At 65.7% G+C, this 21,736-nt stretch carries 18 protein-coding genes; 10 read left to right on the plus strand and 8 right to left on the minus strand.

Features of this window, described 5'->3' with window-relative positions; all coding sequences use genetic code 11:
* Nucleotides 1-3: 3 nt before the first annotated feature.
* Complete coding sequence (locus THSYN_RS15195; protein WP_100919888.1) at nucleotides 4-852, minus strand: response regulator; 849 nt, start codon at nucleotides 850-852, stop codon at nucleotides 4-6.
* 7 nt (nucleotides 853-859) lie between these two features.
* Nucleotides 860-2,599, minus strand: a complete 1,740-nt coding sequence (locus tag THSYN_RS15200) for a hybrid sensor histidine kinase/response regulator (protein WP_100919889.1) — start codon at nucleotides 2,597-2,599, stop codon at nucleotides 860-862.
* Between the two features lie 765 nt (nucleotides 2,600-3,364).
* Between THSYN_RS15200 and THSYN_RS15205 the strand changes: the two genes are divergently transcribed.
* Complete coding sequence (locus THSYN_RS15205) at nucleotides 3,365-4,105, plus strand: hypothetical protein (RefSeq protein ID WP_236848571.1); 741 nt, start codon at nucleotides 3,365-3,367, stop codon at nucleotides 4,103-4,105.
* Nucleotides 4,106-4,198: 93 nt separating this feature from the next.
* On the opposite strand, the gene THSYN_RS15210 is transcribed toward THSYN_RS15205, so the two are convergent.
* A complete protein-coding gene (locus tag THSYN_RS15210) occupies nucleotides 4,199-4,945 on the minus strand; it encodes a L,D-transpeptidase (RefSeq protein ID WP_236848572.1) in 747 nt (248 codons plus the stop codon).
* Nucleotides 4,946-5,383: 438 nt separating this feature from the next.
* Here THSYN_RS15210 and THSYN_RS15215 point away from each other — a divergent pair, with 438 nt between their 5' ends.
* From THSYN_RS15215 to THSYN_RS15235, 5 genes are all read left to right on the plus strand, one after another.
* Complete coding sequence (locus tag THSYN_RS15215) at nucleotides 5,384-6,457, plus strand: HlyD family secretion protein (protein WP_172965292.1); 1,074 nt, start codon at nucleotides 5,384-5,386, stop codon at nucleotides 6,455-6,457.
* On the plus strand, nucleotides 6,454-9,270 hold the full coding sequence (rbbA, locus tag THSYN_RS15220) for a ribosome-associated ATPase/putative transporter RbbA (RefSeq protein WP_100919890.1): 2,817 nt from the start codon (nucleotides 6,454-6,456) through the stop codon (nucleotides 9,268-9,270). Before THSYN_RS15215 ends, rbbA begins: the two co-directional genes overlap by 4 nt.
* Before the next feature lie 2 nt (nucleotides 9,271-9,272).
* A complete protein-coding gene (locus THSYN_RS15225; protein ID WP_100919891.1) occupies nucleotides 9,273-10,397 on the plus strand; it encodes an ABC transporter permease in 1,125 nt (374 codons plus the stop codon).
* A 279-nt stretch (nucleotides 10,398-10,676) separates the two neighbouring features.
* On the plus strand, nucleotides 10,677-12,479 hold the full coding sequence (locus THSYN_RS15230; protein WP_216644537.1) for a sensor domain-containing protein: 1,803 nt from the start codon (nucleotides 10,677-10,679) through the stop codon (nucleotides 12,477-12,479).
* A gap of 379 nt (nucleotides 12,480-12,858) precedes the next feature.
* Nucleotides 12,859-13,044 carry a hypothetical protein gene (locus THSYN_RS15235; protein WP_100919892.1) on the plus strand — a complete coding sequence of 62 codons (186 nt, stop codon included), beginning with the start codon at nucleotides 12,859-12,861 and terminating at the stop codon, nucleotides 13,042-13,044.
* 427 nt (nucleotides 13,045-13,471) lie between these two features.
* Here THSYN_RS15235 and THSYN_RS15240 read toward each other — a convergent pair whose 3' ends face one another.
* The 5 genes from THSYN_RS15240 to THSYN_RS15255 all read right to left on the minus strand — a co-directional run bounded on the left by THSYN_RS15240 (nucleotide 13,472) and on the right by THSYN_RS15255 (nucleotide 18,194).
* Nucleotides 13,472-13,690, minus strand: a complete 219-nt coding sequence (locus tag THSYN_RS15240; RefSeq protein WP_100919893.1) for a YgaP family membrane protein — start codon at nucleotides 13,688-13,690, stop codon at nucleotides 13,472-13,474.
* A 108-nt stretch (nucleotides 13,691-13,798) separates the two neighbouring features.
* Nucleotides 13,799-17,269 carry an HAD-IC family P-type ATPase gene (locus THSYN_RS15245; protein WP_100919894.1) on the minus strand — a complete coding sequence of 1,157 codons (3,471 nt, stop codon included), beginning with the start codon at nucleotides 17,267-17,269 and terminating at the stop codon, nucleotides 13,799-13,801.
* Entirely contained in the window at nucleotides 17,266-17,409 is a 144-nt protein-coding gene (locus THSYN_RS15250; protein ID WP_100919895.1) for an entericidin A/B family lipoprotein, read from the minus strand. The genes THSYN_RS15245 and THSYN_RS15250 overlap by 4 nt, the downstream gene beginning before the upstream one ends.
* A 132-nt stretch (nucleotides 17,410-17,541) precedes the next feature.
* Nucleotides 17,542-17,823: a hypothetical protein gene (locus THSYN_RS33935; RefSeq protein ID WP_157817702.1), complete on the minus strand. Its 282-nt coding sequence runs from the start codon at nucleotides 17,821-17,823 to the stop codon at nucleotides 17,542-17,544.
* Nucleotides 17,824-18,017: 194 nt separating this feature from the next.
* Nucleotides 18,018-18,194 (minus strand): CsbD family protein, encoded by a 177-nt coding sequence (locus tag THSYN_RS15255; protein WP_100919896.1) that lies wholly within the window; start codon nucleotides 18,192-18,194, stop codon nucleotides 18,018-18,020.
* Between the two features lie 417 nt (nucleotides 18,195-18,611).
* Between THSYN_RS15255 and THSYN_RS15260 the strand changes: the two genes are divergently transcribed.
* The 4 genes from THSYN_RS15260 to THSYN_RS15275 all read left to right on the plus strand — a co-directional run bounded on the left by THSYN_RS15260 (nucleotide 18,612) and on the right by THSYN_RS15275 (nucleotide 21,678).
* Nucleotides 18,612-19,208, plus strand: a complete 597-nt coding sequence (locus THSYN_RS15260) for a hypothetical protein (RefSeq protein WP_236848573.1) — start codon at nucleotides 18,612-18,614, stop codon at nucleotides 19,206-19,208.
* 99 nt (nucleotides 19,209-19,307) lie between these two features.
* Nucleotides 19,308-19,520 (plus strand): hypothetical protein, encoded by a 213-nt coding sequence (locus tag THSYN_RS15265; protein ID WP_100919898.1) that lies wholly within the window; start codon nucleotides 19,308-19,310, stop codon nucleotides 19,518-19,520.
* A 258-nt stretch (nucleotides 19,521-19,778) separates the two neighbouring features.
* A complete protein-coding gene (locus THSYN_RS15270) occupies nucleotides 19,779-20,069 on the plus strand; it encodes a hypothetical protein (protein ID WP_157817703.1) in 291 nt (96 codons plus the stop codon).
* A gap of 223 nt (nucleotides 20,070-20,292) precedes the next feature.
* Nucleotides 20,293-21,678 (plus strand): efflux transporter outer membrane subunit, encoded by a 1,386-nt coding sequence (locus THSYN_RS15275; RefSeq protein ID WP_100919900.1) that lies wholly within the window; start codon nucleotides 20,293-20,295, stop codon nucleotides 21,676-21,678.
* Nucleotides 21,679-21,736 lie beyond the last annotated feature (58 nt).

Here is a 21,736-nt window from a genome sequence, read left to right on the forward strand (position 1 = left end):
ACGTCAGCCCTCCGGGGCCGGGAGCGACGGCGGCCCGGGCGTGGTTTCAACGCCGATGCCGCGATAGCCGATGAAACGGCACGCCGGGGTGAAGATCGGCTCGCCGCTGACCCGGTACTGCTGCCGCGAACCGTCGGCATTGACACGACTGAAGGGGAGGTCGATGAACGGCTGGCGGGCCGCGATGGCGGCGCGTATCACGGCGCGCTCGGTTTCGTTCCAACTGCCTGAGCGTTCTTCTTCGGCGAGGTCCGCGGCCCCATCGCCCTGGAGGCCGAGCATCTCGCTCACCGGACCTGAGACTCTGGTGAAGCGGCCGTGCTCGTCCTCTTCCCAGTACCAGTCCGACGCCAGTTCAGTCAGGCGGCGGTAGCGGGCCTCGCTTTCGCGCAGTTGCGTGGTGCGCTCCTGCACGGCCTGCTCCAGCAGCAGGTTGTGTACTTCGAGCCGGCGGTACAGCAGCCGCACCTCCAGCATGTTATGGATGCGCGTCTTGACCTCCAGCAGGTCGAAGGGTTTGCTGATGAAGTCCTTGGCGCCGGCCTGCAAGGCGCGCAGTTTGTGCGCCGGCTGTGCGGTGAGCACCAGGACGGGCTGGTAGCCCGCGGCGTTCTGCGCCTGCAGCGCGGCCAGCACCTGGAAGCCGTCCATGCCGGGCATCTGCAGGTCGAGCAGGATCAGGTCATAGTCGTGGTCGCGATGCAGCGCGCACACGCCCACCGGGTCCATGGTCGCGGTCACGCCGGTATAGCCCGCGTCGCCCAGCAGGCGCTGCAGCAGGCGCACATTGGCCTCCTGGTCATCGACGATCAGGATGCGGGCGGCGAGGATCTCCTCTTCTGGTAATTTCATCTGATTTTTATAGGCTTGCGGGTTGACTGGCGGCCAGGGCGTGCTTGAACGCCAGGTCCAGGGTGTCCATGAACTCACCCACCTTGATGGGCTTGGTCAGGTAATGAAAAAAGCCGGCCTGTTTGCCCTTCTCGATGTCGCGCGGCATGGCATTGGCGCTCAACGCGATCACCGGGATCAGGGCGGTCGCCGGGTCCTCGGCCAGGATGTGCAGGGCCGTGATGCCGCTGATGCCGGGCAGGTTGATGTCCATCAGGATGACCTCGGGCCTGAAGGCGCGCGCCATCTCCACGCCGCGCCGGCCGTCGCGCGCCGAGAGCAGCCGGATGTCGGGGCGGCGCTCCAGCAGCCGTTGCACCAGCATCAGGTTGGCCGGGTTGTCCTCCACGCACAGGAGCGTCCGCAGGGTGCTGCCCGGGACCGCCGGGGCCGGCGCGGCCAACTGGGTATCGGCCGGTTCGGCCGTCAGGTGCGGCGCGGCCGTCGCGTCCAGTTCGATCCAGAAGGTGCTGCCCACGCCGACCGTGCTGTCGACCCCGATGCTGCCGTTCATCAACTCCACCAGGCGCTTGCAGACCACGAGCCCGATGCCGGTGCCCTCCTGGGCCCCGGCCTCCTGCCCCAGGCGGTTGAAGGGCTGGAACAGTTGCACCAGCTTGTCGGCCGCCAGGCCCTCGCCCGTGTCCTGCAGGCTGATGCGGGTGCGCCCGTCGGCCGCCGCGCCAACCCGCAGGTCCACACGGCCCCCGACCCGATTGTACTTGATGGCGTTGGACAGCAGGTTGACCAGCACCTGCTTGACGCGGGTGCGGTCGGCGCGCACCAGCCAGGGTCCGTCCAGGTCCGGGAAATAGACCCGGATGCCGCCCTTCTGCGCCTGCGGCTCGATCATCGCCTGGCAGTCGGCCAGGACCTCGGCGAGCGACATGGGCTCGGGCGACAGCGACAGCCTGCCCGATTCGATCAGCGACAGGTCCAGGATCTCGTTGATCAGGTCCAACAGGTACCAGCCGGCCTGCAGGATCTGGTCGATCGAGTCCTTCTGCCCGGGCGTGGGCGGCGGGGCGCCGGTCTCCATCAATTGGGCGAAGCCGAGGATGGCGTTCAGCGGTGAGCGCAACTCGTGGCTCATGCTGGAGAGGAAGTCCGACTTCGCGAGATTCGCCTCCTCGGCCGCCACCTTGGCCTTCTTCAGTTCCACGTGACTCTCCTTCAACACCGCGTCCAGGCGCAGGCGCTCGGCCTCCACCTGCTGACGGGCGGTGTTGTCGGTGCCGATCAGCAGGTAACCGATGATGGCGTCGGCCGCGTCCTGCAGCGCCGTCACCGACACCACGGCCGGCAGGCGGCTGCCGTCCTTGCGGATGTAGGTCAGCTCATAGACGTCCTCGATGCGGCGCCGCGCCTTGAACACCATGGCCTCGAAGCCCGCCGTGATGGGCGTGCCCAGTTCGATGCTCAGCGCCAGGGCGCGCGCCTGCAGTTCCTGGGGGTCGGAGATGTCCGCGGGGGTGATGCGATCGACCACGTCGGCGGCGGCGTAACCCAGCATGCGCTCGGCACCCACGTTGAAGATCTGGATGATGCCGTGCTCGTCCGTGGCGATGCTGGAGAAGTTGGCACTGTTCAGGATCGCGGTCTGCAGCGCACCGGTCTTGAGCAGCCCCCGCTGGCGCTGATCCTCGCTGACGGCCTTCGCAGTACCGCCCGCGCCCACGTCGGGCGCACCGTTTCCGTCTTCACGCATGAGCAATGTCCGATTCGATGCAAGTTGGGCCGCGCGGCGCGGGGTACACAAGGGGCCAGAAGGGAGGGTACCACCCCGGGCGGCGGGCATCGGTGCGGTAGCGCACGCCGGGCGACGCCCCTGACGCAAGATCCGGCGGTTGCTCACGCGAAGCTCGCCAAGAATACAGTAGGGCAGCTCCACCATCCAGAGCATCCGCCTCCTGAATCGCCCCAGGTCGAGAAGGCACTGAAAATGCCGGATAGCCAATGCGCGTCACCGTACAGATAAACGCCTCCGTTTGGGTGATACTGACAATCAGACATCGCGATGAGATGTCGGGTACCGTACAGACAGGCGGCGCCGTGCGGGTGATGCTGGCAGTCAAGCAGCGACAGCGCCACCGTGCTTTCAGTAGGCTGAACTCCTGAAACCAACTTCAAACAGGTAACGACAAATGAAGAACATATCTACCATTGCCCTTCTCTGCACCATTACTTTGGTGCTGGTGCTCGCGGCTTGCAGCACCGCCTCGAAGCATGAGCCGGCGCCGGCCGCCGCCGCTCCGTCGTATCAGCAGCCGAAAGCGGATCGCAATTGATAACTGCCCGGTCTCGATAGTATTTGCCGTCAACTTTGAATAAGTCCGCTCACCCCACCCTCGTGACACCGCTCCAGCGGTGTCACGCGTGTGTCGGGCGCTCTGCGCCCCGAGGCCAATGGGCGGAATTATGATCAAGGCCAACCGGCACCATTGTAGTGACTCTTATGCCTTTGCGGTCCGCTGTGATCGGTTTCTTCGCGATATTCGTCAGCCATGCCGGTGTGGTCGGTGCCGCCTCGTCAGAGCCGATTTTTTATGACACGCCGGGACCATCGGTGTCGCGGCCGCTGCCGCCGGAGTACGTGATCCACCGGGACGGGTCCGTAACGCTGCGCATCTGCTTTAACTGGTCGTGTGCGCGCAGACAGACCATGACCTTTACTCCCAACGATATGGCCCTGCTGAAAAACCATCTTGCACTTTGTCTGGGCCCAAGTGTCGACGATAGATTACAGCATGTGCGTATCGGCATCTGGCAAATGCAATTGCTGGCACAAAAGTATCAGCCGTTGTTGGCCAACGACCTTGCCATCAACGAGTTAGAGACGGGAATTGCGGGACGGATGGATTGCGTCGACAGCGCCAGCAACACCACTACCTATCTGCATATTCTTCGGGATATCAGAGAACTGGCCGGGTGGACGGTGTCAGCGCCCAAGGTGCGCAGTCGTTTCGATCTCACCGCGGTTCACTGGACGGCCGTCATCAGCGATACGGAAACGGGACAGCCCTGGAGCGTCGACTCGTGGTTTCGCCCGAACGGCCATCTGCCGTTGGTCATGCCATTGCAGAGCTGGAGCGACAGGAAGAAGGCCTGGGAACCGCCCTTTGCACGTATCAATTCCGCCCCGCACTCGATCGCCGAGCTATGTGATACGCGGCCGCTCGGCGTCTTGGGGGCGGCGGCGCTTTCTTTTCAGTAAGGCAGTTGGCGTCGGTTCTTCACGCCCGCATCCGGTGACTCGCGCGATCGAGTCTTACATGTCGGCAGGTTGGTCGCGTATTCCGGATCATGATTATCTGACTCGTCTGGCTTCCGGCAATACATAAACAATGCCGGCCGTGCCGGAAAAGATGCGATGTATCATGTTCTTGAAGAAGTTCACTGGAACATTGATGCAGCCATACGAAATACGGTTATCAAGCGGCGATGGAGTGTCCAGACGTTGCGCCCGGCGCTCTGCGGGTCGACCCGCAACGACCGGATGCATGGAGATGGCATTTTCGTAGTCCACCCAGAGCACTTCCTTGCCATGGGCATTGCGGCCCATTGCCGCCACGAAACGACCCGCCGGCGTCGTACGCTCCGCGGGGGAGATATGCGACATCCGCATGTTACCCACGCCGGGGGTGGAGTGATCACCTTGCGCCAGTCCCAGCAGCACCGGCGCAGCCCCGTGCAGCCGTCCGTCCATGCCAAATACATAGACCTTGGTGTTTACTTTATCGACAATCGCGAACGGCAGGTTGAGATTGTCTCTTGAACCGACAACCCAATCGACCATGTCCCGGGTCCTGCGCGATGCGCTCTCCGACGCGAAGTTGGCTGGCCTGGAAACATCAGTCATGGCCGTTTTCAGCGCTATGACGAACGGGACCTCTGCGTCTTCGGAATAATCTGCATTATGCATCGGGTTTGGCATCTGAGCGGCATGGTCCGCCTTCGTTGCCAGGCGCGTCCCGCAACCGGCGCCCGACAGACCGAGGCAAATGGCTAGCGCCATGCCGGTCAGATTCGGCTTGATCCGGCCGCGGGCGCTCACCGGGTGCCGCTGCGGGTGGCTGTCTGCGCTTGCAGTGTGGCTTTCGTCATTTTCTACTCGTAGCGCCTGGGCTGCCTGACTAATTGGTCAGACAGTATAGGTTCGGCCTCGCGCGCCGGTCTGTTCGCTGGACCACTCAGATGGTAGGTTATTGGCGTGAAAAATGCGTTTCTTGGGCCTTGATCATCATTCCGGCCGCCCCGGGCCGGAGTCCAAGGCTTCAGCCTTGGATTAACAGGAGCAAGGCTGAAGCCTTGGACTCCAGAAGGTGGAAGCAGCGGACGCCGGGGGCGAAAAATTGGTCTTCTGTGCGTTGGCGTACAGCGTTGGGCGGCTCGGCGGCATACCTTAGGAGCGAATCCTTGACGACCCCTGCCCGGACGCCCGACCGGACCGGCATGGTCGAGCCGCGAATGCACGCAACCGGACGCAGACAACATGATGACTCCAGCAATCAAGAAGGGCCTGATCGCGGCCGGGGTGCTCGCCGCCGCCGTGGGCGCGGTACTGGCCTGGACGGCACTGCGACCGGCCGGCCTCGGGGCCGGCTTCGTCAGCGGCAACGGGCGGATCGAGGCGACCGAGATCGACGTCGCCACCCGACTCGCCGGGCGCGTGCAGGACATCATGGTCAACGAGGGCGACTTCGTCGCGATCGGCCAGCCCCTGGCACAGATGCAGGTCGACGTGCTCGACGCGCAGCGTGACGAGGCGCGCGCCCAGTCCGAGCAGGCCGTCACCGCGGTCGCCAGCGCGACCGCCCAGGTCGCGGTGCGCCGCAGCGACACGGCCGCGGCCGAGGCCCTGGTGGCGCAGCGCGAGAGTGAGCTGGACGCGGCACGGCGGCGCTTGGCGCGCTCCGAGACCCTCGCCAAGAAGGGGATGACGTCGCGCCAGACGCTCGACGACGACCGCGCCGCCGTGCACGGTGCCCGGGCGACCCTGGCCGGAGCCGAGGCCCAGGTAGCCGCCGCGTCCGCGGCGATCACGGCCGCGCAGGCGCAGGTCGTCGGGGCCGACTCCGCGGTGACGGCGAGCGAGGCGACCATTGCCCGGGTCGCGGCCGACATCGCGGACAGCCGGCTCAAGTCCCCGCGCGACGGGCGCGTGCAATACCGCATCGCGCAGCCGGGAGAGGTCCTGGCGGCCGGCGGCCGGGTCCTCAACCTGGTGGATCTCGGTGATGTCTATATGACCTTTTTCCTGCCCGAGACCGTCGTCGGGCGGGTCGCGCTGGGCAGCGAGGTCCACCTCGTGCTCGACGCGGCCCCGCAGTATGTGATCCCGGCGCGGGTGTCCTATGTCGCCAGCACCGCCCAGTTCACCCCCAAGACCGTGGAGACGGCCAGCGAGCGACAGAAGCTGATGTTCCGGGTCAAGGCGCAGATCGACCGTGAGCTGCTGCACAAGCATCTGAAGATGGTCAAGACCGGGCTGCCGGGCATGGCCTGGCTCAAGCTCGATGGGTCGGTACCCTGGCCGGACAAGCTGGCGATCAGGCTGCCGGAATGACCGCGGTGCCTGCCCAAAGGAGCCCGGGCGTCCCGCCCGGGCGTGCCGGCTATCCCGGGCGGGACGCCCAGGCTCCCGTGGCGAGCCTGGCGAACGTCAGTCTGCACTACGGCAAGGTCGTGGCCCTGGACGACGTGACGTTAGACATCCCGGCCGGGCTCATGGTCGGACTGCTGGGCCCCGACGGTGTGGGCAAGTCCAGCCTGCTGGCGCTGCTCGCGGGCGCCCGCGCCGTGCAGCAGGGAGACGTGCAGGCCCTGGGCGGCGACATGGCCCGCGCCCGCCATCGCACCAAGGTCTGCCCCCATATCGCCTATATGCCCCAGGGGCTGGGCAAGAACCTCTATCCGACCCTGTCGGTGGAGGAGAACCTCCAGTTCTTCGGCCGCCTGTTCGGCCATGAGGCCGGCGAGCGCCGCCGCCGCATCGACGAGCTGACCGGCGGTACCGGACTCACCCCCTTCCTGGCGCGCCCGGCCGGCAAGCTGTCCGGCGGGATGAAACAGAAGCTGGGCCTGTGCTGCGCCCTGATCCACGACCCGGACCTGCTGATCCTCGATGAGCCCACCACCGGGGTCGATCCGCTGGCGCGCGCCCAGTTCTGGGACCTGATCAGCCACATCCGCACCGAGCGCACCGGCATGAGCGTGATCGTCGCGACCGCCTACATGGACGAGGCGCAGCGCTTCGACTGGCTGGTGGCCATGGACGCCGGCCGCGTGCTCGCCACCGGCACCCCGGCCGAGTTGCTCGAGCGCACCGGCACCGACTCGCTCGACGCCGCCTTTATCGCGCTCCTGCCGGAGGCGCAGCGGCGCGGCTACCAGGCCGTGACCATACCGCCGTTGGTCGACAGCGGCGAGATCGCCATCGAGGCCACGGGGCTCACCATGCGCTTCGGTGACTTCGTCGCCGTCGACCATGTCGATCTCTCCATCCGCCGCGGCGAGATCTTCGGCTTCATCGGCTCCAACGGTTGCGGCAAGTCCACCACCATGAAGATGCTGACCGGCCTGCTGCCGGCCAGCGAAGGTCAGGCCTCCCTGCTCGGGCAGGCCGTCGACCCCAAGGACATCGCCACCCGGCGCCGCGTCGGCTATATGTCGCAGGCGTTCTCGCTCTATTCGGAACTGACGGTGCACCAGAACCTGGTGCTGCACGCCCGCCTGTTCCAGTGGCCCGCGGCGGACATCCCGGCGCGGGTGGACGAGATGGTTCGGCGCTTCGGGCTGGCTGAGGTCCTCGATGCCCTGCCGGACACCCTGCCGCTGGGTATCCGCCAGCGCCTGTCGCTGGCCGTGGCGATGGTGCACAAGCCGGAACTGCTGATCCTGGACGAGCCGACCTCGGGCGTGGACCCGATCGCGCGCGACCGCCTGTGGCAGTTGATGATCGACCTGGCGCGCAATGATCAGGTGACCATCTTCATCTCCACCCACTTCATGAACGAGGCGGCGCGCTGCGACCGCATCTCGCTGATGCACGCCGGGCGGGTGCTGGTGACCGAGGCGCCGGCCGAACTGGTGCGCCAACGCGGGGCGGCCACCCTGGAGGAGGCCTTCATCGGGTACTTGAAGGACGCCGGGGCGGGGGGCGAGGGGGTGGGGCCGGCGTCGGTGCTTGAAGCGGTTCCGGCGGCGGGGTCGAGGCTTCCCGTGACGCCTCGCGGGCGGGACGCCCACGCTCCTTTTAGCCCCGCCCGCGCCTGGAGCTACTGCCTGCGCGAGACCCTGGAACTGCAACGCGACCCGGTACGCGCCACCATGGCCCTCCTGGGCAGCGCCATCCTGATGTTCGTCTTCGGGTATGGCATCAGCCTGGACGTGGAGAACCTGACCTTCGCGGTGCTCGACCGCGACCAGACCACGCGCAGCCTCGACTATTCCCTGAACCTGTCCGGCTCGCGCTATTTCGTCGAACGCCCGCCGATCACGGACTACGCCGAGCTCGACCGGCGGATGCGCGGCGGCGAGCTGGCGCTCGCCATCGAGATCCCCTCGGGCTTCGCGCGCGACCTCGCGCGCGGCCATCAGGTCCAGATCGGCGCCTGGGTGGACGGCGCCATGCCGGTACGGGCCGAAACGGTGCGGGGCTATGTGCAGGGGATGCACCAGGGCTGGCTGCTCGACCAGGCGCAGCGCCAACTCGGCCAGGATGGCGCGACCGGTGCCGCCGCCATCGCGACCCGCTTTCGCTACAACCCCGATGTGCGCAGCCTGCCGGCCATGGTGCCGGCGGTCATCCCGATGCTGCTCCTGATGATCCCGGCGATGCTGACCGCGCTGTCGGTGGTGCGCGAAAAGGAACTGGGCTCGATCATCAATCTCTATGTCACCCCGGTCACCCGCAGCGAATTCCTGCTCGGCAAGCAGTTACCCTATATCGTACTCGCGATGCTCAACTTCGTGGTGCTCACCCTGCTCGCCGTCACCGTCTTCGGCGTCCCGGTCAAGGGCAGCCTGCTGACCCTGACGGCCGGGGCACTGCTCTTTGTCATCTTCTCCACCGGCTTCGGGCTCTTCGCCTCGACCTTCACCCGCAGCCAGATCGCGGCGATGTTCGTCGCGATGATCGGCACCATGATCCCGGCCATCCAATTCGCGGGCATGTTGAACCCGGTATCCTCACTGGAAGGTCTGGGGTATGTCATCGGCCGTATCTACCCGGCCTCGCATTTTCTTACCATCAGCCGCGGTGTGTTCAACAAGGGCCTGGGATTCGCGCAACTGCAGGACTCCTTCTGGCCGCTTGCGCTGGCAGTGCCGGTGATCCTCATCCTGTCGATCGTCTTGTTGAAGAAGCAGGAGAAATGAGGATGCCGCACCTCGCCACCATCTACCGCCTGGGCCTCAAGGAACTGTGGAGCCTGGCGCGTGACCCGACGATGCTGGTCCTGATCGCCTATACCTTCACGGTATCGATCTATGTCGCGGCCACGGCCATGCCGGAAACCCTGCACAAGGCGCCGATCGCCATCGTGGATGAGGACGGCTCCCCGCTCTCGGCGCGGATCGGCACGGCCTTCTACCCACCGCACTTCCTGCCCCCCGTGATGATCGGGCTGCCCGCTATCGACACCGGGATGGATGCCGGGGACTATACCTTCGTACTGGACATACCGCCTAACTTTCAACGCGATGTCCTGGCCGGACGCACGCCCGCGATCCAACTCAACGTCGACGCTACGCGCATGAGCCAGGCCTTTACCGGCAGCAGCTATGTCCAGCAGATCGTAATGGGCGAGGTTACCGAATTCGTTACGCGTTACCGCGCCGCCGCCGCCCTGCCGGTGGACCTGGCCCTGCGCGCGCGCTTCAACCCCAACCTGGAGCAGTCCTGGTTCGGCTCACTGATGGAGATCATCAACAACGTCACGCTGCTGTCGATCATCCTGACCGGGGCCGCCCTGATCCGCGAGCGCGAGCACGGCACCATCGAGCACCTGCTGGCCATGCCGGTCACGCCCGCCGAGATCATGCTCTCCAAGGTCTGGTCCATGGGCCTGGTGGTCCTGCTGGCCGCCGCGGTGGCCCTGGTGTTCGTGGTACAGGGAGTGCTGCGGGTGCCGATCGAGGGCCTGGTGAGCCTGTTTCTGGCCGGTGCCGCGCTGCACCTGTTCGCCACCACCTCATTGGGCATCTTCATGGCGACGCTGGCGCGCTCGATGCCGCAGTTCGGGATGCTCGCGGTGCTGATCCTGCTGCCGCTGCAACTGCTCTCGGGCAACTCCACGCCGCGCGAGAGTATGCCGGAGCTGGTCCAATATGTCATGCTGGCCGCGCCGACCACCCATTTCGTCGCACTCGGTCAGGCCATCCTGTACCGCGGGGCCGACATCCGGGTGGTCTGGCCGCAGTTCCTCGCCCTGGCCGCCATCGGCGCGGTGTTCTTCACGATCGCGCTCAATCGCTTCCGCAGGACCATCAGTCAGATGGCATAAGAGAAGACCTCTCACGGAGACACGGATGTCGTCGTTGTCGTTGTCGTTGTCGTAATCGAGGTTATCGAAGAACCCCGGATTCTCTCGCACCCTAATTGCCTCGCTTCTCCGATTACGACAACGATTACGACAACGACAACGACAACGATTGCGACAACGACAACGACAACGACAATGACTACGATACCGACAGAAATCAGCGATTCCGACGTACCCGCCCCCGCGGCGGAGTCCATCGTCGAGGTCAAACGCCAGGATGCCCTGCTGAAGACCGGGGCCTTGCAGGCCGCGATCTTCAACAGCGCCAACTTCTCGATCATCGCGACCGATGCGCACGGCGTCATTCAGATCTTCAATGTCGGCGCGGAGCGGATGCTGGGTTACGCGGCCGCTGACGTGATCAATAAGATCACACCGGCCGACATCTCCGATCCGGAAGAAGTCATCACCCGTGCGCAGGGGTTGAGCGTGGAGCTTGCCACCCCCATCACACCGGGCTTCGAGGCCTTGGTGTTCAAAGCGTCACGCGGCATCGAGGACATCTATGAACTGACCTATATCCGCAAAGATGGCAGCCGGTTCCCGGCGGTCGTTTCGGTAACTGCACTGCGTGACGATCACAATGACATCATCGGTTACCTCCTGATCGGTACTGACAATACCGCCCGCCAGGAAGCCGAGGATGCCCTGCTGCGGGCCGGCGCCCTGCAGACCGCGATTTTCAACAGCGCCAACTTCTCGAGCATCGCCACTGACGCGAAGGGCGTCATTCAGATCTTCAATGTCGGCGCGGAACGGATGCTGGGCTACGCGGCCGCTGACCTGGTCAACCAGATTACCCCGGCCGACATCTCCGATCCCGGGGAAGTGATTGCGCGCGCCGAGGCGCTGAGTCTGGAACTCGATACCCCGATCACGCCGGGTTTCGAGGCCTTGGTCTTCAAGGCCTCACGCGGCATCGAGGACATCTATGAACTGACCTACATCCGCAAGGATGGCAGCCGCTTCCCGGCGGTCGTCTCAGTCACCGCGTTGCGCGACACTTCCCATGATATCATCGGTTATCTGCTGATCGGCACTGACAATACCGCGCGCAAAGAGATCGAGGCCGAGCAACGCCTGCTGGGTCAGCGCCTGCGCGACCATCAGTTCTACACGAGGTCGCTCTTTGAATCCAACATCGACGCCCTGATGATTACCGACCCGTCAGGGATTATCACCGATGTCAACAACCAGATGGAGGCGCTCAGCGGGTGCACACGCGACGAACTGATCGGCGCGCCGTTCAAGAACTATTTTACTGAACCGCAGCGCGCCGAGGCGGCCATGAAGGTGGTGCTGCTGAAGAAAAAGGTAACCAACTTCGAGCTGACCGCGCGCGACCGGGACGGCAAGGAAACCGCGGTGTCCTACAATGCGACGACCCTCTATGACCGGGACCGCAAGCTACAGGGGGTGTTCGCCGCGGCGCGTGACATCACGCAACATAAGGAGGCACAGGCGCAAATTCTCAGTCTGGCCTTGCATGACTCACTGACCCAGCTCCCCAATCGCCGCCTGACCAACGAGCGCCTGCGGCAAGCGATGGCGAGCAGCACGCGCAATCATCGCTATGCCGCGCTGATGTTCATGGATCTCGACAATTTCAAGTCGCTCAATGACACCCAAGGGCATCACGTCGGCGATCTACTGTTGATCGAGGCGTCACGACGTATCTCCAATTGCGTGCGGGAGGAGGACCTGGTCGCGCGCTTCGGCGGCGATGAGTTCGTGGTGATACTCACGGAACTCAGTGCCGATAAACAGCAATGCATGGCCGAGTCCGGCATGGTCGCAGAAAAGATCCGCGCCGCTCTGGCCAAACCCTATGCGCTGACATTCACCCAGGAGGGAAAGGCTGAAACCACCGTCGAGCATCGCTGCACCGCCAGCATCGGCGTGGTCCTGTTCGTAGACCACGACGGCAGCCCGGATGACATCCTGAGGTGGGCCGACGCGGCGATGTACGAGGCCAAAGGGGCCGGACGCAATCTGATCAGGTTCTATGATTCCGGCCCCGGATCGACTGTGCCGGGATTGTAAGCGGCCGGCCTTGATCATCACTCCGGCCACACATACCCTTGCGGCTACCCGTCGCGGCCTGGGGGCCGCTCCTACGCCGGCAGGAGCGGCCCCCAGGCCGCGACGCATGTCACCCTGTTAAGCTGGTTGGAATAATGATCAAGGCCGCACGGCTTCTGCTCGACACCATCGCCTGTTTGCCGGTACTTATTTGCTTCCATTCACCCATTTTCCGTTCAGACGAACTATACTTGCCTTAGGCTCAGCCGAATCATTGTTGCGACCCTGAGATCGCGGCAGCGGGACCGGACCAGCCGCGTCGGCAGATGGCGTCGGCTCTGCACCTACCGACCACGATGAATTGGAGCCGGTTCTTTCCCTCCCGTTTTTGGAGAATAGCATGTCGATCGAAACAGATGCCGCCAGAAGATCCGCTGAAGTGGCTGAAAGTGATGCCCGTGCCGCTGAGGCCCATGCCCATGAGGCGGAGTTCAACGCGCTCGAGGCGGAGGCCCGCGCCAGGGAGGAAACCGCACTGCGAGGTATCGACGGCGAGGAAGTCGTGGTCCTGGTAGCGAGCAGCTAGTACCCGGTTGCAGGCTATCTCGCATAGCGACCCCAACGGGGTCGAACATACCAGCCCAGGGCAAGGCCCTGGGTATGGGTTATCCGCAGCGCTTAGCCCTGAAAGGGCGTGACATAACGCCGTGGCGCCTTATGTCACGCCCTTTCAGGGCTGGGCCGAATAAACAACGCTATCCCAGGGCGTTGCCCTGGGCTGGTATATCGCGCCCCTTCGGGGCTTGAGACAAGAGATGGGTTTCGCTGCGCTCTACCCATGCTACGACTCACTGCCATTAAGTTGCGGCGCACTCGCCGACCGCGTCGGCTCTGCCTGGAGTCCAAGGCTTCAGCCTTGGCGCGCTCCAAGGCTGAAGCCTTGGACTCCAAAGGCCCGGCCGCCAAGCCCACCGGCCGCGCCGGGCGGCGCGGTCGGTGGACGGCCCGGCGGCCTACTTGACCACCGGGGTCACGTCCTTGTTGGTGCTGAAATCAAAGAGCCCGTAGGCCGGGCAGAAGCGGAAATAGGCGGTCGCGATCAGGACCGCGCCGATAATGGCCGCCACCCAGCTGCCGCCGCGCACCGCGCCGAGGAGCAGGAGGACGGCAACGCCGATGCGGATCATGCGGTCGGTGGTGCCGATGTTGTTTTTGCTGATGTCGAAGTTCATAGCGAATGCTCCAGTTGAGGATGATAGACCTTGGCCTCCGTGCCGGAGCGGTCCGCGGCGTTCCCGGATGGGACGGCGCCGCGGTACCGGTCCTTCCCGTCCGCGTCATTACGGATGGGAAGCCTTGAGATAATTCAATTCATGGCGACTCGACGCCTCGCCGGTACCATTACCGGGCAGGCGGGTGATAAAGCGGGCCGTCGGCGGCGGGCTGGGGGCCAGCCACCGGGCCAGCGCCTTCTCCACCTCGACCAGCAGGAAGATCGCGAGGCCGACGCCGATCGGCAGCAGCCACTCGCGCGCGGCCAGCGGGGCGGTATGGAACCAGAGGTTCATGACCGGCACATAGACGAAGAGCCCCTGCAGCACGATGAGCAGCCCGACCGACAGCCAGACCGCCGGATTGGTAAACCACAGGCGCGGCCGCAGGCTCGACTCAGTCAGTGAACGGCAATTGAACAGGAAGCCGGCCTGCGCCAGCACCAGGGTCGTGACGGCCATGGTCTGCGCCGAGGCCATCGCGAGGCCTTGGCCGCGCTCGAACAGGAAGACGGCAATGGTCGCCCCGCCGATCAGGAGCGACACCAGCGCGATGCGCCAGAGGAGCCGGGCCCCGAGGATGGGCGCATCCGGGCGGCGCGGGGGGCGCTGCATCAGGCCGGTCTCGGCGGGCTCGAAGGCGAGCGCGAGCGACAGGGTCACCGCGACCACCATATTCACCCACAGGATCTGCACCGGCGCGAGCGGCAGGGCCAGGCCGAACAGGACCGCCACCAGGATGACCAGCGCCTGGGCGCCGTTGGTCGGCAGCAGGAACACGATCGATTTGCGCAGGTTGTCGTAGATGGTGCGACCCTGTTCCACCGCGTGCTCGATCGAGGCGAAGTTGTCGTCGGCCAGCACGATCGCCGCCGCCTCCTTGGTCGCCTCGGTGCCCTTGATGCCCATGGCCACGCCGACGTCGGCACGCTTGAGCGCCGGGGCATCGTTCACCCCGTCGCCGGTCATGGCGACGACCTCGCCGTTGGCCTGCAGCGCCTGCACCAGGCGCAGCTTGTGCTCGGGGCTGGTGCGGGCGAAGACGTCGTAGTTCTGCACGATCTGGCGCAAGGCCGCGTCGTCGGCCGCCTCCAGTTCGGCCCCGGTCACGGCGCGGCTGCCATCCCCGATACCCATTTCGCGCCCGATGGCGATGGCGGTGCCGGGATGGTCGCCGGTGATCATCTTGACGCGGATGCCGGCCTGCCGGAAGGCGGCGATGGCCGCCACCGCCTCCGGGCGCGGCGGGTCGACGATGCCGACCAGACCCAGGAACACCAGACCCCCGTCGAGATCGGCGGGGCTGAGATCCGTTTTGCCGTCCGGGGGCGTGCCGGCGGCGGCGGCCAGCACCCGCAGCCCCTGGGCGCCGAGCGCGTCGACCTGACCCACCCAGTAGGCGGTGTCCAGCGGCTCGTCGCGGCCGTCGGCGGCACGCTGGCTGGTGCAGCGCTCAAGCACGGGGCCGGGCGCCCCCTTCACGAGCAGCCGCAACCCAGTGCGCGGTATCTGATGGAGCGTGGCCATGATCTTGGCCGTCGAATCGAATGGAATGACCGCCAGCCGCCTGGCCTTGCCGGGCGTGAAACCGGCCTTGCGCGCCAGGGTGCACAGCGCCCCCTCCGTCGGCTCACCGATGACCTTCCAGTGGCCGTCGTCCTCGGCGATTCCCGCGTCGTTGCACAGGGCCGCCACCTCGATCAAGGCCAGGAGGTCCGGGGTTTCGGCGAGCGTGATGGTTTGGCCCGCGTGCCGCACCAGACCGTCCGGGGCATACCCGATCCCGGACACCTGGTACTGGCGGACGCGGGTGACGACGTGGCGCACCGTCATCTCGTTGCGGGTCAGGGTGCCGGTCTTGTCCGTGCAGATGACGGTCACCGACCCCAGGGTCTCGACCGCCGGGAGGCGACGGGTGATGGCATTGCGTTGCGCCATCCGCTGCACCCCGAGCGCCAGGGTGATGGTCAGAATGGCCGGCAGGCCCTCCGGGATGGCGGCGACGGCGAAGGCGATCGCGGCCATGGCCAGGTCGCCCAGCGGGAACTCGTGTAACTGCCAGCCGATCAGGAACATCCCTGCCGCCATGGCGACGATCACGAGCGCCAGCACCCGGCCGAAGGCGGCCATCTGCCGGGTGAGCGGGGTGTCGAGCGTCTGCACCTGCGCGATCAGTTGGCCGATGCGTCCCAACTCGGTGCGCGCCCCGGTGCCGGTGACAACCCCCAACCCGGAGCCGCCGGCGACAAGGGTGCCGGCATAGGCCACGCCGCCGCGGTCGCCGATTCCCGCCGACTGGTCCACCGGGTCGGTGCCCTTGTCGGCGGGTATCGACTCGCCGGTCAGCGCGGACTCGTCGATGCGAAGACTGGCGGCCTCACTCAGGCGCAGATCGGCGGGCACCCGGTCGCCGGCAACCAGCCGCACGGTGTCACCCGGCACCAGGTCGGCCGCGTCGAGCCGTACCCATTGGCCGTCGCGCCGACAGTGGGTGCGCAACGCGAGCATGGTGCGGATGCCCGCCAACGCCTGCTCGGCCTTGCCCTCCTGGATGAAGCCGATGACGGCATTGATGAGGGTGACGGCGAGGATCACCCCGGTATCGACCCATTGCCCCAACAGTGCCGTCACGAGTGCGCCGGCGAGCAGGATATAGATGAGGCTATCATTGAAATGCTTGAAGAAGCGCAGGATCGGCCCGGTCTTGGGGGCGGCCTGCAGCCGATTGGGGCCGACGGCTGCCAGGCGCTTGGCGGCCTCCGCAGTGGCGAGCCCCGCGGGCCCACTGTGCAGGGCTGCGAAGACCTCGGCAACGGGCAGCGCGTGCGGGGCGCCGACGCCGAGTCCGGCGAGCGGGACTGCCGGCGCACGCCTCGGCGCGCGCTCGTCGTGGAAATCGAAGCGATAGAGCAGCAGCAGTGCGATCGACACCCCGCCCAAGAACCAGTCCGGTCCGATCAGCCACAATACGAAGGGCAGGGCCAGGATAAATACCCGCGTGCCGCTGTTATAGTAGCCGCCGGCACGATCCAGCGTATCGGCAATGGGTTGGGCCGGGGGACCGCTGAAGAACCCGTCCGGCAGATTGATGACGAAGCCGCCTTGGTTGTAGTAGCGCAACGCCAGCAGGAACAGCATGAATCCGGAAAAAAAGACTGCCGCGAGCAGCAACAGCTTGACGCGCACGGCGTCCGCCTGGCTCGGCACCCAGCTCAGCGCCTGCGACAGATCGGCCAGATCGAGCCCCCCGAAGGTCAGGCCCATGATACCCAGGCCGATCAGGATACAGGTCGACGCAAACATGGTTGTGGACATCACCCAGTTGCGCAGCGTCGCGATCGCCAGCATGTCCTTGCCGTCGGCCCGCACACTCTCGACCCAGGCCCGGCGCAGCCGGTTGGAACGGCCCCGGTGGGTGCATTCGGGGTGGCGGCGAAAGACGCCGCTCGCATAGAGCTGGTAGCCGACCAGGAGCGCCAGGCCCAGGGCATCCAGACCCCAGACCCAGTGTAGCCGGGCGAATTCCAGGAGCGGCGTCACATCTCGCTCTTGACATGATTGGCCGTATTGGTCACGGCCTGGCCGCCGCGTTGGATATCCCTGCCGGCGCCCGCCATGGTATTGCAGCCGAGCAACCCGCCGACCGCGATCAGCAACATCAGCATCAGGAGCTTGTTCATAACCATTACCTCTTTCTTGCAGTCAGTGGCCGGGAGGGAGCGGGAAGGCCATCCGGGCCCCTCAATGAAGCGCCGGATGGTCCGACCTCGCGCCGACGCCGGTCGGCGATGACGGCTCTAACCCCCCACCCATTAACGGGTGTAGTAGGTGGAGTCTCGCGACACGGTGGTCGTTCTGGTCGCGCGCCCCGGCGCGCTCGTCACGGTTTCGGTGGTCCTGGTTACCGGACGGGCCGCGGGCATGATCAGGGTTTCAGTGGTCCCCGAACGGGCCGGGGTCACGATCACCTGATCGACGCTGGTCCGCCCGGTCTGTCCGGTCGGACCCTGAACCCCCGAGGGCCCTTGCGGTCCGGTACAGGCGCACACACCGAGTGCCGCCACTAACGCGACCGACAATGTTTGATAGTTCATGATTTAACTCTTCTTGTGGCAGAAAGTTCGGCGCGCCGTTGCAGGCGGACCGGAGCAGGGTCACCGACGCCGACGGTTACCCGCGGCACAGGCCTCGCCGGGCGCTGCATCGTGATATCAGCAAGCATAGGCCGCAGCCCCCCTGGCGTCGGTGCGCCAGCGTACAAAGGCGGCGGGCGCGACCTGACGGACCCTTACTTGGCTGCCTTGAGGTCTTCCTTCAGGTCGGCAGCGCCGGCCCCGACCTTGCCCTTGTTCTTTTGGATATTTCCCTCGACTTCCAGGTCCTTGTTGCCGACCACGTGGCCGGCGACTTCCTTGATCTTGCCCTTCGCCTCTTCGACGCGGCCTTTCACTTGCTCTTTGTTCATGACAATCTCCTGCTGGGACGTTTAAGCCATGACCACGCTGGTCATGACCCGGGCGAGGAATGATCGATTCCATCGCTACAGCGGCACTCTAGGGCTCATTGCGAATACCGTCGGTGCGGTGGCGAACCCTGGTGACTGCCCGCGGTGGCCTTGGTCCCATACCCGGCCACGCGGCATCTTAGGCGGCGTCCGGTCCGCGTAGCGGACCCTACGGCGTTCATCCGTGTGCCAACGTACCGACGGCGACGCGCGCGGGCCTTATCGTACTCATCAGGGTTGCGATTCGGCCTGTTCTGCCTTGCGTGCCATCAGCGCAGCAGCGCGACACGGCCTGGACGCCCGGCATCCCGATATTGTCGGGCAACCCTTCATCTCCTCACCCACCACCGACCGGTACCGCATATGAAAAATCTTCAAATGTCCGCCATCGCGCTTGCCATCGGCTTTGTCGTCAGCGCCGGCGTGTCGGCGCAAGCACTGACGAAGGACCAGTACAAGGCCGGCGAGGCCCGCATCGCGGAGCAATACACGGCCGACAAGGTCAAGTGTGAAGCCCTGTCGGGGAACGCCAAGGACATCTGCTTCGCCCAGGCCAAGGGCAAAGAAAAGGTCGCGGAGGCCGAGCTCGAGGCCAGTTATGAACCCACCGCCAAGCACCGCTACGACCTGCTGGTGACCAAGGCGAAGGCCGACTACGCGATCGCCAATCAAAAGTGCGATGACCGGACCGGCAATGACCAGGAGGTCTGCGTGAAGGAGGCCAAGGCGGTCGAAACCCGTATCCGGGCCGACGCCGAGGCGCAATTGAAGATCTGGGAGGCGGACCAGACGGCGATCGAAAAGACTGCCGCAACGGAAACCAAGGCGAAGGAGGAAGGCACCGCGGCCCGCCAGAATGCAACGGCGGAAAAGCGTGAGGCGAATTACGCGGTGGCTCAGGCCAAGTGCGGCGCCTTGACGGGTGCCGACAGCGATCGTTGCCTGCAGGATGCCAAGACGAAATACGGCATGTAATCAGGCCCGGCGGGCAGGGAAGGCCCAGTTCAATCGCGTCGCTGCACGGGCACCCCGGTGCCGCCGCCGCGACGACCTTTCAAACCTGGAGAATATCTCATGAATCGTTCGATACTGTTGGCCGCGCTACTTGCCGGCTTGACCCTGGCCGCCTGTGAAAAGACCCCCACCGTGGTCAATGTCCCCGCCGCGGCGCCCGGCCCCGCCGGCCCGCAGGGCGCCACCGGCGATCAAGGCGCCAAGGGTACGGCCGGCCGCCAGGGCGAGACCGGCAAGTCCGGTGAAAGCGCCCCGGCCGAGCCTGCCAAGTAATTGTCTGGAAGGCGCGGACCGATGGTCGCCGGGAAGTAGCCGGCAACCAGGGACCGCGCTGCGACCCCGCACGAGGCCTGGTTCGGCTTCGTCGCGGGGCCCTTCACCGCCGATATCGCCCAAGCAAACGGGCGTCCGGCTGATCGGTTCGATGCTGCACAGACCGCAACGGCCCCCGACGCTACCCTTACTACTTCGGGTCGCGCCATGCCGCGACCGTCGGCAGCTTCAAAATCAATGAATTGTAGGCGAACCATCATGCGTTCAGGAACCTCCAAGGCCCCACTCGTGCGGGGAAATCTCCTGCCGCACAGCCCGCTTGGTGCGGCAGTGGCGCAGCGTGCCCTGCAGGTTGGCGAGCTGGTCGTCAGACGCAGACGCACCGCGCTGGACTACCGGCGGGAGCAAAGCGAGGACCTGCGCATTGCGCTCGCGCACCTCGATGATGAATTGGCCCGGTACAATATCAATATCCCCGCTATTCAAAGACTAACCAAGCGGCAGTCGCAGGCAGCGTCGACCAGGCATGGGCAAGGAACGGTTAACTAATAAGTTCAAGAAGTCCTTTAGCGCACGCTTTTCGCGTCGTTGTCGCTGTCGTTGTCGTTGTCGTTGTCGTTGTCGTAATCGAGGTTATCGTAATGGACCGGATTCTCTCGCACCCTAAATCGCATCGGTTCTCCGATTTCGACAACGATTACGACAACGACAACGACAACGACGCCGATTAGATTTGCGTTCTTGACTCGATACTGAGCGCCGCCAGGACCCGATGCATCCAATCGTAAACCCCGGCCTCGCGGGCGCCCTGCTGCTCGCACTATGCGGTTGCGCGACGGTTGGGGTACCGCCCGGCGCCGCGGTCGCGGTACCGGCCGCCTGGTCCGGCGACCCGGCCGCGGTTCGGACCGGCGGAACATCGCTCGCGCACTGGTGGTCGCGCTTCGACGACCCGCTGCTTAGCACCCTCGTGACGGACGCCCTGCGGGCGAACACCGATGTCCAAGGGGCCCAGGCGGCGCTGCGGCAGGCCCGGGCGCTGCGCGATGTCGCGGCGGGCGCGCTGTGGCCCACGGTGGACGGCGCGGCCTCGGCCCAGCACGGCAATGTCGGCGGCAAGAGTACCGGCGAGCGATTCCAGGTCGGACTGGACGCGAGTTGGGAGCTCGACATCTTCGGCGTCAACCGCAGTGCCCTGGCGGCCGCCGCGGCGACTGCCCGCGCCAGTGCCGCGAGCCTGGGCGACGTGCAGGTGTCGATCGCCGCGGAGGTGGCGCTCGCCTACATCCAACTGCGTAACGCCCAAGCCCTGCTCGCGATTGCGGATGACAACCTGGCGACCCAACGCGAGACCCTGCAGATCACGCGCTGGCGCCTGCAGGCCGGTTTGACCACCTCGCTGGAGGCCGAGCAGGCGCTCACCCAGACCGAGCAGACCAGCGCCCTCGTGCCGACCATCCAGACCGGCATCGCACAGTCCCGGTACGCTCTGGCGGTGCTGACCGGCCGCCCGCCCGCGGCCTTGGCAGCGGTGCTGGCCGCGGTGGGTCCGGTGCCGCAGGCCGCGCCGGGCCTGGTCCTGAGCTTTCCGGCCGAAACCCTGCGGCAAAGGCCCGATGTCCGGGCCGCGGAGGAGGCGATGCGCTCGGCCATGGCGCGGGTGGCGCAGGCCAACGCGGCGCGCGCGCCCAACTTCACGATCAGCGGCTCGCTGGGGCTCGACGCCCTGACCCTGGCCGGGCTGACCCATGGCGCCTCGGTGGTCAGCGTACTGCTGGCCGCCGTGACCCTGCCGATCTTCGACGGCGGGACCCTGCGCGCCCAGGTGCGGGCCCAGCAGGCGGCGCTGGATCAGGCGGGTTCGACCTACAAGGCGGCGGTGCTCAACGCACTCAAGGACGTGGAGGACGCGCTGGTCGCGCTCGCTGGTGATCGCGAGCGCCTGACCCACCTGCAACTCGCCGCGGCGGCGGCCGGCAACGCCGCGCTGCTGGCGCGCCAGCGCTATAGCGGCGGGGTGGTCGACTTCCAGACCGTACTCGACACCCAGCGCACCCAGCTCACGGCCCAGGAAGGCCTGGCCGCAGGCGGGGCGGATCTCAGCGCCGACCATGTTCGCCTGTACAAGGCGCTCGGCGGCGGTTGGCAGCCAGACTGACGGTCAGAGAGACAAGCGAAACACAGGCACAATCGTTGTCGTTGTCGTAATCGTTGTC

This window comes from Candidatus Thiodictyon syntrophicum (assembly GCF_002813775.1).
Lineage (GTDB): Bacteria > Pseudomonadota > Gammaproteobacteria > Chromatiales > Chromatiaceae > Thiodictyon > Thiodictyon syntrophicum.